We start from the raw sequence: 13,746 nt of genomic DNA, 5'->3' as shown, positions 1-13,746 counted from the left end.
CGATCACAGCTTTCTTACAGGTGGCGTCCTGATCAAAAACGTTTACGGCACTGGGTCAAACGACTTGCTCAGCGTAGCATGGCAGGTTTTTAAAAGTGTAAAAGCCTTTTAACGAAACGGTAAAACTGTTATTTCAACAACAAAGAAGAGGCCTGTCTGATAAGCCTCTTTTTTGAATTGTAAAAAAACGCTTACACTCCCAGTTTTCCAGCCAGCGCTTTCTGAATCGGAGAACCGGTGGCACCATCAAAGGCGTTGATCTCTTCGATGAAACGCTGAAACAGGTAGTGGGAATCGTGGGGGCCGGGGGAGGCCTCGGGGTGGTACTGCACACTGAACACCGGGTAACGGCTGTGGGCCATGCCTTCAAGGGTGTTGTCGTTCAGGTTGATGTGGGTGGCAATGAACTGTCCATTGGGGATGGAGTCAATGTCCACAGCATAACCGTGGTTCTGGGAGGTGATTTCAATTTCACCGGTCAGCAGGTTCTTGACCGGCTGGTTGCCCCCACGGTGACCGAACTTCATCTTGTAGGTTTTGCCGCCCACAGCAAGACCCAGAATCTGGTGCCCGAGGCAAATCCCGAAAGTGGGAAGCAGGCCCAGCAGGTTCCAGGCGGTTTCATGGGCGTAGGTGGGCGCAGCAGGATCCCCGGGGCCGTTGGACAGGAACAGACCGTGGGGTTGCAGGGCCATGATCTGGCTGGGGGTGGTGGTGGCAGGAACCACGATGGGCTCAATGCCCACACGGGCAAGGTTTTTCACGATGGAGTGCTTGATGCCGAAATCCATCAGGACCACACGCTTGCCCTCTTGCAGGGTGGGATAAGCGTAAGGCAAGGGGGTGGTGACCTCGGGGGTCATGTCGCGGCCATCGATGTCCTCGTGGTTGCGGGCACGTTGCACCAGAAGGTGTTCTTCCTCGGGGGTGAACTCGCCGTAAGGGTCGGTGGGGTGGGTGAAACTGCGGTGGGCAATCACGCCCTTGACCACTCCGCCACTGCGCAGGCGGCGCACCAGAGCACGGGTGTCAATGCCCGAGATGGACACGATGCCGTGGTCCTGCATGAAGCGCTCCAGAGACTCCTGGGCGCGGTGGTTGCTGTAGGACTCGCTGAATTCGCGGCTGATGAAGCCCCGAACATAGGGCTTGTTGGACTCCATGTCATAAATCGCCACACCGTAGTTGCCGATGTGGGGATAGGTCATGCAGACGATCTGACCGTTGTAAGAAGGGTCAGTCATGATTTCCTGATATCCGGTCATGGAGGTGTTGAACACCACTTCACCGACGGTTTCGCCACGGTGCCCGAAAGCGTACCCACGGTATACGGTACCGTCTTCCAGAGCCAGAATTGCACGTTCTTTACGGATCATGTTACCTCCCATACCTTGCTCACAGGCAAGGTTTCATGGATGAGAAAGAGCTGTCAGCCATCAGCGATCAGCCGTCAGCGTGCCAGCGTCGGCACATCCTTTCAACTTTACGATAAATCCCGAGAGCATTCTCTTCATCTCCTGTACTTTACCCACCAGAGTGACACCCTCTTGATTAGGCAAGTACCCCAGATCTTGAGAACGCAAAAGCAAATATTCGGTTTCACTTGCTGATCCGAGAGCAATCTGCAAGTACCTGCCCATTTGCAGTTCTGTTCCCATCCCTGCACCTTCAGCAATGTTGGTGGGAATGGAAACCACCGATCTTCTCAGTTGTGATGTGATGCCAAACCTCTCCTCCACTGGAAAAGACTTTGTGAGCTGATAGACCTCAAGCACCAGTTGATGGGCTTTCTGCCAGACCAGCAATTCCCGAAAGTTTCTCATGCTGACGGCTGATCGCTGACGGCTGACAGCTCTTTGAGCATGGCGATTTCGTTGCAGTTCTCGTAGAAAGGGCAACGCTGGCATTCACTCCACACTTTGGGGTGCAGGTTGGTTTTGTCGATGCGGGTGAACCCACAGTTCTCGAAGAATTTTTGCTGGTAGGTCCATGCAAACAAAGCCGGAAGCCCGAGGTCTCTGGCCTCCCGTTCGCAGGCCAGAACCAGCCAGCGTCCCAGACCTTTGCCCTGAAATGAGGGGTGAACCGCCAGTCCACGCACCTCGGCAAGGTCGATGGCCAGCATGTGCAGACCCACCACTCCGGCGATCCCTCCGGGTTTTCCCTCCAGAGGTTCAGCCTCCAGCACAAAAAAATCACGTATGGTTTCGGAGAGCAGTTGCTTGCTGCGCACCAGCATCAGGCCCCGCACCGCCCAGTACCCGATCAGTTCGCTGATGGCGTCGATGTCGGTCAGTCTGGCTTTTCTGAGCATCAGGGGGGCATTGGGGTGAATGTCAGGGACGACGATGGATTCCAGAGTCAGCATGGGACCTCCATAAAACGACTGGGCAGAAACGAGAGATCGGAAAACAATGGACCGGTCATGGCAAGACTTCCTCTGGAAGATCCAGCAGTTGGGACAGGCTCAAGACCGCCACCGGACGTCCATCCAGAAACAGCACTCCAGTCCCGTCTTGCACATCCAACTGGGACTCCTTGAAACCCAGACCAAAACAACTTTGACCATCCAGAGCGGGATGGAGCACCACCACGGGATCAAACAGCACTTCACTCCCCTGCCCTGAAGCAAGCAGGGTGACAGCAATGCTGGCCGCTTCTGGATTCAGACCGTATTTCTCTGGGTGGTTTTGCAGCTCGTACTGAATCTCGCTGTAGGCCAGCCTGAAAAAACCTTCTGGATCGCTGCTGAGTTCATCAAAGGTGTCGCGGTGCCCGTCGGTGATGCCTTCTTCAGAGACCACCACCGTCAGGGGCACCTCTTCCCCGTACAGCCCGAGGTCGATAAACCCTTCCCATTCAGACACAATTTCGCCCATGGGAACTTCGGCCATCAGGGCACCCAGGGTGGGGTCAAGTTGTTTCTGGATTTCCAAGGAAAGCACCTCCTGACGGTTCTTGAGCAATGCGAATGAAAGGGCTTACAAACGGGCTTTGGCGTCTTGAACAGCTTCTGTAACGCGCTGGAGTCCGGTGCCTCCGTAAGAGACTCTGGAGTTGGCACTGGCCTGCACGGTCAGGTGCTCGGCCACGTCAGAGGTGAGCAGTTCGTGGGCGTTTTGCAGCTCTGCTTCGGTGAGGTCCCAGAGTTGCTTGTCCTGCTCCACGCACAGGTGCACCAGTTGCCCGACCACCTCGTGGGCTTCCCTGAAGGGTACGCCCTTTCTGGCAAGGTAATCTGCAAGGTCGGTTGCAGTGGAGTAACCCCGTTCTGCAGCACGGCGGGTGACTTTGGCGTGCCATTTTGCCTTGGGCATCATGTCGATGTGCAGTTGCAAAATGATCGCGAGGGTTTCGAAGGCATCAAAGACCGGCTCTTTGTCCTCCTGAAAGTCCTTGTTGTAGGCCAGAGGGGTGCCTTTGACCACGGTCAGCAGGGCCATCAGGTCTCCGAAAACCCGGCCTGCTTTGCCTCGGGCAAGTTCGGAGACATCGGGGTTTTTCTTCTGGGGCATGATGCTGGAGCCGGTGGTGTGGCTGTCTGGCAGGGTCAGGAAACCAAACTCGAAGGTGCTGTAGAGGATCAGTTCTTCAGAGAGCCTGCTCAGGTGGGCGGTGGCAATGCTGCAAGCCGCGAGGAATTCCAGCGCGAAATCCCGGCTGCCCACACTGTCCAGACTGTTGCGGGTGGGACGGGCAAACCCGAGGGCTTCCGCGGTTGCGAAGCGGTCAATGGGCCATGGGGTGCCTGCGAGGGCACCTGCACCCAGAGGGCTTTCGTCCATGCGCTTTGCAGCGTCGCGGAAACGGGATTCGTCACGTTCCAGCATTTCCACATAAGCCAGGAACCAGTGGGAAAGCAAGATCGGCTGGGCCACCTGCAGGTGGGTGTATCCGGGCATGATGATGGGCTCACCCTGATCGCTGGTCAGGTGTTTTTCGGCTTCCAGAACCAGCACACTTCTGAATTCGTGCAGCAGGTCTGCAAGTTCAAGGGCAGCCTCTTTGGTGAAGAGGCGGAAATCTGTGGCCACCTGATCGTTTCTGGAGCGGGCGGTGTGCAGCTTTCCAGCCACCGGACCGATGCGCTCACGCAGCCTCGATTCGATGTTCATGTGCACATCTTCCAGAGACACGCTCCACTCAAAATTTCCGGCACGGATGTCTTCGAGGATGCTCTGAAGGCCTTCAGTGATCTTCTGGACCTCCTCTGGTTGCAAGATGCCCTGTTTGCCCAGCATGGCAACGTGGGCAAGGCTGCCCCGGATGTCCTGCTCTGCGAGTTTCTGGTCAAAGGTGACAGACGCGTTGAAGGTTTCCACCAGTTTGTCGGTGGCTTCCTGAAAACGTCCTCCCCAGAGTTTTTTGGTCATGAATGTTCTCCTAAATGAATTCGCATTTCGTTGGTGCTTTGAAAACCCAGCTTTTCGTAGATGGGACGGCCAAATTCACTGGCATGCAAGGACAGCACTTTGACTTTGCGTTCCCGGCATTCCTGAATGGCTTGTTCGACCAGCAGGCGTGCGAGTCCCTGCTTGCGGTGCTCGGGGTGGGTGTAGACGTTGAGGAGGTATCCCCTGCCCGGACGGGCATCAAGGGGTCCCGGTGGCCAGTCCATCCACATCAGGGCTGCCCCTGCCACCACCTGTCCGTCTTTTTCGGCAAGAAACGTGAGGTAGGTGCCTGCCTGCATCTGCTTTTCCACCCATGGGAGAAAAGCCTCACGCACGTCTTCCAACTGGGCCTCAGGCAAACCCATGTCTGCAAACATCCGGTACCGGTGCTCGGCCAGCGTGTGCAGGTCTGAAGGTGTGGCCCGTCGGAAGGTGTAGGTCACAGGGTCTTCACCATCACTTTGGGACCGGGCACCGATGCACTGGGATGGCGGTAAACCGCCTGCTCGTCAATGCAGTACCCGAGTTTCTCGTAAAACGGAATGACCGCAAGGTTGTAGGTGCTCACGGCCAGCAGCACTTTTTTGTAACCTTCACGCACGGCATGTTCTTCCACGGCGAGCACGAGGCGTTTGGCCAGACCGTATCCTCGGGTGTCATTCAGGACCGCCAGTTTCATGAGGTCGAGCGTTTCACCATCCGGCACAAAGCACACGCAACCCACCGGACGGGTTTCCCCATAATTGAAGTGCTCCTCCATCACAAAGCCGCCTCCCTGAGAGAGGTGCTCGGTGACGGCCTCTGGAGTGGTCCGGTGACCACTGGAACGGGGATCGATGGAATCTTTCCATGCTGCACGCACCAGAGCGGCAATGGTGGGTGCGTCTTCATGGGTGGCCTGACGCAAACGGTAATCCCGTCGGGTTTGCAGTTTGCGAACCATCACCACCGGCGTGGGACTGCCCGGATGGGAATGCTCGTAGACCTCGTTGGGAGCAATGGTGTACCCGAGTTTTTCGTAGAGGGGGAGCACCGAGAGGTTGTACTGACTGACCGCCAGCAAAATGCGCTTGAAACCATGCTGGTTGGCATAATCCTCTACGGCCCGGACCAGCATGATCGAAAAGCCCTGCTTGCGTGCCTCTGGCAAAACCGCCAGTTTGGACAGCTCAAGGGTTTTGCCGTTGGGACGGTAACACACGCAACCGACCACTTCGTTGTCTCTGGAGACCAGAAATCCGCCGCCCGAGTCGTCAAAGATCTCTTCGACTTCTGGAACCGTCATGCGGTGACCGCTGGATCTGGGGTCGATGGTGTCTTTCCACGCCCGGTGCACCAGAGAAACGATGCGCGCTGCATCTTCACGTTTGGCAGGATGTAACAGTTTCATGGTCGGTCCTCTTTCCCTCGTGTGGGTTGGGCCAAGCTCGCCCTGAAAACGGTGGTCGGTTCAAACCGCAGGTGCTGATGTCACCATTTTACCTGTGAGGGAAAAGATCCCCCTTGAAGGGGAAAGCGAGCGCAAAACGAGGGGAAAAACTCCCCCCTCGTGAGGGGGGAAAGCGAGTGAAACGAGCGAGGGGGGTTACTTCCCATTCACCCGGTTCAGCACCCGCAAACGCAGGGCATTCAGTTTGATGAATGCAGCAGCGTCGGCCTGGTTGTACACGCTGTCGGCCTCGAAGGTGACCAGTTCCTTGTCATAAAGGCTGTAGGGGGACTTGCGGCCAGCCACGGTGGCACTGCCCTTGTACAGTTTGATGCGTGCGGTTCCGGTCACGCGCTGGGCCACATGGTCAAAGTAGACTTGCAGGGCTTCACGCTCTGGAGCAAACCAGAAGCCGTTGTAAATCAGTTCGGCGTATTTGGGGGCAAGCTGGTCGCGCTGGTGCAGCACTTCGCGGTCCAGAGCCAGAGATTCCACGGCGCGGCGGGCATGGTACAGCAGGGTTCCGCCGGGGGTTTCGTAGACACCACGGGACTTCATGCCCACGAAGCGGTTCTCCACGAGATCCACACGGCCCACACCGTGTGCTCCTGCAATCTGGTTGGCTTTTTCCAGCAGTTGTGCAGGAGACAGTTTTTCACCGTTGATGGCCACAGGATCGCCCGCCACGAATTCAATTTCCACGTACTCGGGGGTGTCGGGGGCTTCCTCGGGGTTGACGGTCAGTTTGAACATGTGGCTTGGGGGTTCGTTCCAGGGGTCTTCCAAGATGCCACCCTCATAGGAGATGTGCAGCATGTTGGCATCCATGCTCCAAGGGTCTTTTTTGGTGGTGGGCACCGGAATGTTGTGCTCGTGGGCGAAGGCCTCGAGGTCTGCACGGCCTTTGAAGGACCACTCGCGCCATGGAGCCACAGTTTTGATGTCGGGCTTGAGGGCAAAAGCGGTCAGTTCGAAACGCACCTGATCGTTGCCTTTTCCGGTGGCACCGTGGGAAACCGCCACTGCACCTTCTTTTTCGGCAATCTCGACCATGTACTTGGCAATCAGGGGACGGGCAATGCTGGTCCCGAGCAGGTAGTAGCCTTCGTAGAGGGCACTGGAACGCATCATGGGGAACACGAAGTCTTTGACGAATTCCTCTTTGAGGTCCAGAGCGTAGGCGTTCACGGCTCCGGTGTTGAGGGCCTTGACTCGGGCCTGCTCGACTTCATCTCCCTGTCCGAGGTCGGCGGTGAAAGCGATCACATCGTAATTGCGCTCCACTTGCAGCCATTTGAGAATGATGGAGGTGTCCAGTCCTCCGCTGTATGCCAGTACGATTTTTTCTTTGGTCATGGTGCAACTCCTCCAGAAGGCTTGGGGCGACAAAAAACCCCGACATCCTAGACCATAACACCTTTAAATACAGGGTGTGTCGGGTGGTCTTAACGTCGTGGCAGTCTGTTCGTCATGGTTGGGGGAACACGCCTGAGGCGTATATTCATACAGACATTAACATTTTTATGCGGGGGTGTCAATGGATTATTCAGCATTTGAAAGCAGAGCAGAAAAGCAGGCAGCGTGAAATCGCAGAAGGCAGAAAGCAGAAGGCAGAAGGCAAATACTGCTTTGGCTGAAGCTTTTCTGGCCTTCTGCCTTCTGCCTTTGACCTTCTGCTCTGGTCCAGCATCTCCCCAAAGAAGACCCAAAGCCACATGCATATTCACCGAATACGCATTTTCTTGCTGCATACTGCATGGCCCCTTTTCTGCCCCACAGACACCAAAATTCAACAACTTTCCGCCTGAGGCGCAGGCATTTTTATAACCACGCCATAAAAAATTAAACCTCAAAGTGCCCTGTGCAGAAGAAACCACGGTGCATGAACCGTTCCAAAAGCTGCATAAATTTATTAACCCATTGCATAGATGTGTTGCAAAGAAGGTGCATCCTCATGCTATCCTTTACGATTGGAAGATTTGCAGGCCCCAGAGGGGTCAACTTTGCAAATCCTGCGCGACCATCCCCGACGACTGACCCGATTCCCTGCTGCGAGATGCAGCGTTCTTTAAAGGAGTGTTATGCCTGCACGGACCGACCTCAAGAAAATCCTGATTCTCGGCAGTGGACCCATTCAGATCGGGCAAGCTGCCGAGTTTGATTATTCCGGCACCCAGGCCCTCAAGGCCCTCAAAAAAGCCGGTTATGAAGTGATCCTGATCAACTCCAACCCGGCCACCATCATGACCGACCCCGAGCTGGCAGACCGCACCTACATCGAACCCCTCACCAAGGATTACGTGAAGGCCGTGATTGCCAAGGAGCGTCCAGACGCCATCCTGCCCACCCTCGGGGGCCAGACCGCACTCAACCTTGCCATGGAACTGCACGAAGACGGTGCCCTTGAGGAATTCGGGGTCAAGCTGATCGGTGCAGGTCCCGAGGCCATCAAAAAAGGCGAGGACCGCGAGCTGTTCCAGGCCGCCATGAAAAAAATTGGTGTGGAAACCGCCAAAGGCAAGATGGTCCACACTCTAGAGGAAGCCAAGGAGTTCCAGAAAGAACTCGGGCTCCCTGTGGTGATCCGTCCCAGCTTCACCCTCGGGGGAACCGGGGGCGGGATTGCCCACACCTACGAGGAATTCCTGCAAATCACCGAGCAGGGTCTGCGCGATTCTCCGGTGACCAGTGTGCTCCTTGAAGAGTCCATTCTGGGCTGGAAGGAATACGAGCTTGAAGTGATGCGCGACACCAACGACACCGTGGTGATCATCACCAGCATCGAAAACTTCGATCCCATGGGCGTGCACACCGGAGACTCCATCACCGTGGCCCCTGCCCAGACCCTGTCCGATGTGGAGTACCAGAGGCTCCGCGACCAGTCTCTGGCCATCATCCGTGAAATCGGCGTGGAAACCGGCGGAAGCAACATCCAGTTTGCCGTGAACCCCAAAAACGGACGGGTGATCGTCATCGAGATGAACCCCCGCGTGAGCCGTTCCTCTGCGCTGGCCTCCAAAGCCACCGGGTTCCCCATCGCCAAAATTGCTGCGCTGCTTGCAGTGGGATACCACCTCGATGAGCTGCCCAACGACATCACCCGCGTGACCCCCGCTGCCTTCGAGCCCACCATCGATTACGTGGTGACCAAGATCCCCAGATTCGCCTTCGAGAAATTCCCCGGAACCCCGGACGGTCTGGGCACCCAGATGCGCTCGGTGGGCGAGGTGATGGCGATTGGACGCACCTTCAAAGAGTCCCTGCAGAAAGCCATCCGCTCTCTGGAAGGCGACCTGCGTGCCGACTTTGCCGAACGCAGTGAAGCCGACCTGCGTGCCCTCCTCTACCCCAACCCCAGACGCATCGGAGCCCTGCTGGAACTGATTCGCCGTGGGGTCAGCCTTGAAGAGTTGCACCAGATCACCTTCATTGACCACTGGTTCCTGTGTCAGGTCAAAGAAATTCTGGACGCCGAGAAGGAAATTCTGGACCTCGGGGACATCAAAGAGTGGAAGTATGAATACTGGCGCGAAATCAAGCGTCTGGGCTTCAGTGATGCCCGCATCGGTGAAATCGTGGGCCTCTCTGAACTGGAAGTGCGCGACCTCCGCAAAAAAGCCAAGGCCACCCCGGTGTACAAAACCGTGGACACCTGCGGTGCAGAGTTCGAAGCTTTCACCCCTTACCACTACAGCACCTACGAGTGGGAAGACGAAGTCACCCCCACCGACAAACCCAAAATCGTGATTCTGGGCTCGGGTCCCAACCGCATCGGACAGGGCGTGGAATTTGACTACGCCACCGTGCACGCCGTGTGGGCCTTGCAAGAAGCCGGATACGAGACCATCATGGTCAACTCCAACCCCGAGACCGTCTCCACGGACTATGACACCGCAGACCGTCTGTACTTCGAGCCCCTGACCTTCGAAGACGTCATGAACATCATCGACCACGAAAAACCCGTGGGCGTAATCGTGCAACTGGGTGGTCAGACCCCCCTGAAACTGGCTGGAAAACTGGCTGCCGCAGGTGCTCCCATCATCGGAACCAGCCCAGAGACCATCCACCAGGCCGAAGACCGCAAGAGCTTCAACGACCTCTGCGAAAAACTGGGCATTCCCCAGCCCAAAGGCCTGGTCGCCAAAGACGCCGAAGAAGCCTACCAGCACGCCGAAAAACTGGGCTTCCCCCTGATGGTGCGTCCTTCTTACGTGCTCGGTGGTCGCGCCATGCGCACCGTCCGCAGCATGGATGAACTGAAAACCTATCTGGAAGAGGTGTACGCCGAAGTGGAAGGCAAACCCTCCATCCTGCTGGACCAGTTCCTTGAAGGGGCTCTGGAACTCGATGTGGACACCCTCTCTGACGGTACACGCGCAGTGGTGGCCGGAGTGATGGAGCACATCGAAGCTGCCGGGATTCACTCGGGCGATTCTGCCTGCATCCTGCCCCCCGTACACCTGTCCGAAGACCTGCTGCAAACCGTCAAAGCCACCACCGAACGCCTTGCACTGGAACTGGGCGTGAAGGGCCTGATGAACGTGCAGTACGCCATCAAAGACGGTGTGGCCTACATTCTGGAAGCCAACCCCCGCGCTTCCCGCACCGTGCCCTTCGTGAGCAAGGCCATCGGTCACCCTCTGGCGAAGTACGCTGCCCTGATTGGCGTGGGCAAGACCCTTGAGGACCTGAATTTCCTTGAGACCCCCCAGCCCAAAATGTACAGCGTGAAGGAAGTGCACCTCCCCTTCCTGAAATTCAAAAACGTCCTTCCAATTCTGGGCCCAGAGATGAAATCCACCGGAGAAAGCATGGGCATCGACGCCGATCCCTTCAAAGCCTTCTACCGTGCCCAACTCGGGGTCAAGAGCATGCTGCCCAAAGGTGGCACCGTGACCGTGATTGGTCAGGGCCTCGATGACGTGTGCAAGATGCTGCAAGAGGCCGGTTACGCTGTGGGCACCAAACCCGGCGGCGAACTGCCCAAACTGCTCATCGACACCACCGGCAGCCAGTACCTGCGCACCTGCCTTGAGCGTGGCGTGCCCATCGTGACCACCAAAGAGGCCGCCATCTGGACCGCCAAAGCTCTGGCTGCTGTGCAGGATGAGGCTCCAACGGCCAAGAGCTTGCAGGAGTGGCTGGCTTAAAGGCCGAGGGCCCAGAGCCGAGGGCCGAGAGCTGAAAACAAGAGGACGCAAAAATTTGCGTCCTCTTGTTTTTTAATTTTCTGAGGTATTGTTGGCACTATTTCTTCCAGCACAGCACCGTGCTCCCGAGCACCACCGCTCCAGCAATCAAAATGGCCGGGGTCAGGTGTTCTCCGAGAAACAGGGCACCCCACACAAAAGTCATCAGGGGTTGCAAGAGCTGGATCACCCCTGCTCTGGAAATGCCAACCAGAGTAAAGCTGTGGTACCAAGGAAAGAAGCCCAGATATGCACTGAAGAGGGACACATAAAGCAGTCCGCCCCATGCGGTGGGGGTCAGGCTCAGGATGTGGGGGTTTTGAACCAGCAAATAAATGCTGGCAGGCACAATGACGGGCAGCGTGAACACCAGAATCCATGAAACGGCTTTCCAGCCGGGCATGTGGCGGGTCACCTTGGCCCCTTCCACGTAAGTGAAAGCGGAGAACACCAGAGCAGCCAGCAGCCACAAATCTGCAGGGTGAAATTTCAGGCTGCCCCCGTTCTGGCTGATCAGGAAAGTGACCACAGTGGCACAGCCCACCACAATGCCAATCCAGAAATTCAGTGGAGGACGTTCCTTGGCCCGCAAAACGGCCAGAAGTGCCGTGGTCAGGGGAATCACAGCGATCACCACTGCACCGTGGGCCGAGGGCACATCTTTCATGGCGATGGCCACACTGGTGCCAAAACCCACCGTGCCCATGGTGGCCAGAGCAATGCTTTTCCAGTGTTTTCTTTCTGGAAACTTTTCTTTGTTGATGAGCAAAACCGCAACAGCGACAGCAGCCCCAATCAGGTTGCGAAAAACACCCACGGCCAGACCACCCATCTCTGGAGCGGCAAGTCTGGAGGCAGGAAGGGTCCATGAAAATATCAAGACGCCCAGAAAAGCCAGCAGGATGCCCTGCATTTCAGTGGATAACACTGTGGACTTCGGTTGTAAATACAGGGTATTGTTATCGCTGTCTTTCATGTTCTATAGTAACAATCAGGGGGAGGCCATGTCAAAATCCAGTCTAGACCGTATCCTGACTGCACTCAAAGAGGACATCCAGACCCGCCAACCCGGCGACAAACTGCCCACCGTGCGCGACCTGATGGAGCAGTTTCAGGCCAGTCCCATCACCATCAACAAAGCATTGAAAGCGCTGGCTCTGGAAGGCAAAATCATCACCAAAACTGGCAGTGGAACGTACGTCGCAGACCCCATCCCGAGGCGTGAAACCAAGCCCACCGCATGGCAGGAAATCACGCTGGGATCGCGTTACCATCCCGGCGACAATTTGCGCGAATTCATGGCCAACGTGCCGAGCGGTTGCATTCCCCTGCAATCCGGTTATCTGGATTCAGAGCTTCAAGCAGTAGAAGCGTTACAGAGCAGCCTGAAAGCCGTGATGCGCAAACCCTCGGTGTGGGGATGGGCACCGACCGAAGGCCTCGAAGAACTGCGGGCATGGTTTGCCCACGAAGCAGGCGGATACGTGCGTGCCGCAGATGTGCAGATTGTCTCTGGAGGTCAGGCTGCCCTCTCCACCATCTTCAGTGCCCTGTGCGAACCCGAGCAGAGTGTGCTTGTGGAATCCCCCACCTATCTGGGGGCTCTGGCCGTGATGCGCTCGAACAAACTGAATCCCGTTCCAGTGCCCACCGATGCCCAGGGGGTGATCCCGGAGTTTCTGGATTCGGCTTTCCAGAAAACCGGAGCGAAGGTGTTTTACACCCAGCCTCGCCACTCCAACCCGAGTGGAGCCACCCTGAGTCCTTACCGCCGCAAGCGGGTGCTGGAAATTGCCGAAAAACATCAGGCTTTCATTGTGGAAGACGACTACCTGAATGGCCTGACCTTCGAAGGCAACCCTCCCCCACCCCTGATCAGCGAGAACGAAAACCACGTGGTTTACCTGCGCTCCCTGACCAAAAGCATCGCCCCGAGTTTGCGTGTGGGGGCCATCATTGCAAAAGGTGCAGCTCGGGCAAGGGTCAATTCCATGAGTGTGGTGGATGGTCTTTTTGTCAGCAGACTGCTCCAGGAGGCGGCCCTTCATCTGGTCACCAGCCCAGCATGGCCCAAGCACCTGAGAAAACTCCATCAGGAACTCAAATACCGCCGGAACATTGCCATTCAGGAGCTGAAAAGCATCCCGGGCCTGACGCCCTATACCATCCCCACAGGAGGGGTACACATGTGGCTGCGTCTGCCCGAGGGCATCAAAGCCGAAGAATTCACCCGCGCCGCAGAACGCAACGGGGTGATTGTGGTGTGTGGAAACGTGTATTTCCCGTCCGAACCCATGGGAGACTTTGTGCGCATGAGTTTCGGCTCAGTGGACCCACAGACCCTTAAAGACGGGATTCACAGGCTGGGAGAAGTGGTGGAAGAGTTGGCTCCGTTGGCATTGCGGAGGTGAGGGGTTGCCGAGAGCCTTGTAGGGGCTACGCGTGCGTCGCCTTGAAGCCGAGAGCCGAGAGCCGAGAGCCGAGAGCCGAGAGCCGAGAGCCGAGAGCCGAGATACTGTCTTTTCCCCAAAACGTCAAGGGCCAGGGTAAGCCGGATCAAAAGGCTTGCCCTGTTTCACCACCGCAAACGCGATCCGCAAGATCTTCCTCGCCAACGCACACAACGCCACCTTCCCAGGTTTTCCCCGCAAACGCAACCCACGGTAATACTCCCCCAGACGGCTCTTCGAACGAATCGCCCCCAAAGCCGCCTGATACGCCGCTTTCCTCAACG

General features: G+C 56.8%; 11 protein-coding genes and 1 pseudogene. 2 read left to right on the top strand and 10 right to left on the bottom strand.

Going from position 1 to position 13,746, the window contains the following annotated elements:
- Window positions 1–191: 191 nt before the first annotated feature.
- The 8 genes from carA to Q371_RS07935 all read right to left on the bottom strand — a co-directional run bounded on the left by carA (window position 192) and on the right by Q371_RS07935 (window position 7,179).
- Complete coding sequence (gene carA, locus Q371_RS07970) at window positions 192–1,376, bottom strand: glutamine-hydrolyzing carbamoyl-phosphate synthase small subunit (RefSeq protein WP_034338669.1); 1,185 nt, start codon at window positions 1,374–1,376, stop codon at window positions 192–194.
- A gap of 60 nt (window positions 1,377–1,436) precedes the next feature.
- Entirely contained in the window at window positions 1,437–1,823 is a 387-nt protein-coding gene (locus Q371_RS07965; RefSeq protein ID WP_051963682.1) for a four helix bundle protein, read from the bottom strand.
- On the bottom strand, window positions 1,820–2,368 hold the full coding sequence (locus Q371_RS07960; protein WP_034338667.1) for an N-acetyltransferase: 549 nt from the start codon (window positions 2,366–2,368) through the stop codon (window positions 1,820–1,822). Before Q371_RS07960 ends, Q371_RS07965 begins: the two co-directional genes overlap by 4 nt.
- A 55-nt stretch (window positions 2,369–2,423) precedes the next feature.
- Window positions 2,424–2,936 carry a hypothetical protein gene (locus tag Q371_RS07955; protein WP_157442595.1) on the bottom strand — a complete coding sequence of 171 codons (513 nt, stop codon included), beginning with the start codon at window positions 2,934–2,936 and terminating at the stop codon, window positions 2,424–2,426.
- A 45-nt stretch (window positions 2,937–2,981) separates the two neighbouring features.
- The gene (argH, locus tag Q371_RS07950; RefSeq protein ID WP_034338660.1) at window positions 2,982–4,373 is read right to left on the bottom strand and encodes an argininosuccinate lyase; all 1,392 of its coding nucleotides are present in this window, start codon (window positions 4,371–4,373) and stop codon (window positions 2,982–2,984) included.
- The gene (locus Q371_RS07945) at window positions 4,370–4,837 is read right to left on the bottom strand and encodes a GNAT family N-acetyltransferase (RefSeq protein WP_034338657.1); all 468 of its coding nucleotides are present in this window, start codon (window positions 4,835–4,837) and stop codon (window positions 4,370–4,372) included. Before Q371_RS07945 ends, argH begins: the two co-directional genes overlap by 4 nt.
- Window positions 4,834–5,784 carry a GNAT family N-acetyltransferase gene (locus Q371_RS26900; RefSeq protein WP_157442594.1) on the bottom strand — a complete coding sequence of 317 codons (951 nt, stop codon included), beginning with the start codon at window positions 5,782–5,784 and terminating at the stop codon, window positions 4,834–4,836. The genes Q371_RS07945 and Q371_RS26900 overlap by 4 nt, the downstream gene beginning before the upstream one ends.
- A gap of 195 nt (window positions 5,785–5,979) precedes the next feature.
- The gene (locus Q371_RS07935) at window positions 5,980–7,179 is read right to left on the bottom strand and encodes an argininosuccinate synthase (RefSeq protein ID WP_034338655.1); all 1,200 of its coding nucleotides are present in this window, start codon (window positions 7,177–7,179) and stop codon (window positions 5,980–5,982) included.
- A 725-nt stretch (window positions 7,180–7,904) separates the two neighbouring features.
- On the opposite strand from Q371_RS07935, the gene carB reads away from it, so the two are divergent.
- Window positions 7,905–10,973, top strand: coding sequence for a carbamoyl-phosphate synthase large subunit (gene carB, locus Q371_RS07930; RefSeq protein WP_034338653.1), 3,069 nt, complete (start codon window positions 7,905–7,907; stop codon window positions 10,971–10,973).
- Window positions 10,974–11,070: 97 nt separating this feature from the next.
- On the opposite strand, the gene Q371_RS07925 is transcribed toward carB, so the two are convergent.
- On the bottom strand, window positions 11,071–11,988 hold the full coding sequence (locus Q371_RS07925; protein WP_084571318.1) for a DMT family transporter: 918 nt from the start codon (window positions 11,986–11,988) through the stop codon (window positions 11,071–11,073).
- 28 nt (window positions 11,989–12,016) lie between these two features.
- Here Q371_RS07925 and Q371_RS07920 point away from each other — a divergent pair, with 28 nt between their 5' ends.
- Window positions 12,017–13,423 carry an aminotransferase-like domain-containing protein gene (locus tag Q371_RS07920; protein WP_034338647.1) on the top strand — a complete coding sequence of 469 codons (1,407 nt, stop codon included), beginning with the start codon at window positions 12,017–12,019 and terminating at the stop codon, window positions 13,421–13,423.
- Between the two features lie 123 nt (window positions 13,424–13,546).
- On the opposite strand, the pseudogene Q371_RS27705 reads toward Q371_RS07920, so the two are convergent.
- A pseudogene (locus Q371_RS27705) lies at window positions 13,547–13,746 on the bottom strand (IS110 family transposase); the annotation flags it as partial.

Origin of the sequence: Deinococcus misasensis DSM 22328 (assembly GCF_000745915.1) — a bacterium.
GTDB lineage: Bacteria > Deinococcota > Deinococci > Deinococcales > Deinococcaceae > Deinococcus_C > Deinococcus_C misasensis.
Note: the sequence above shows the minus strand (reverse complement) of the source record. Positions and strands in the feature narration are given on the sequence as shown.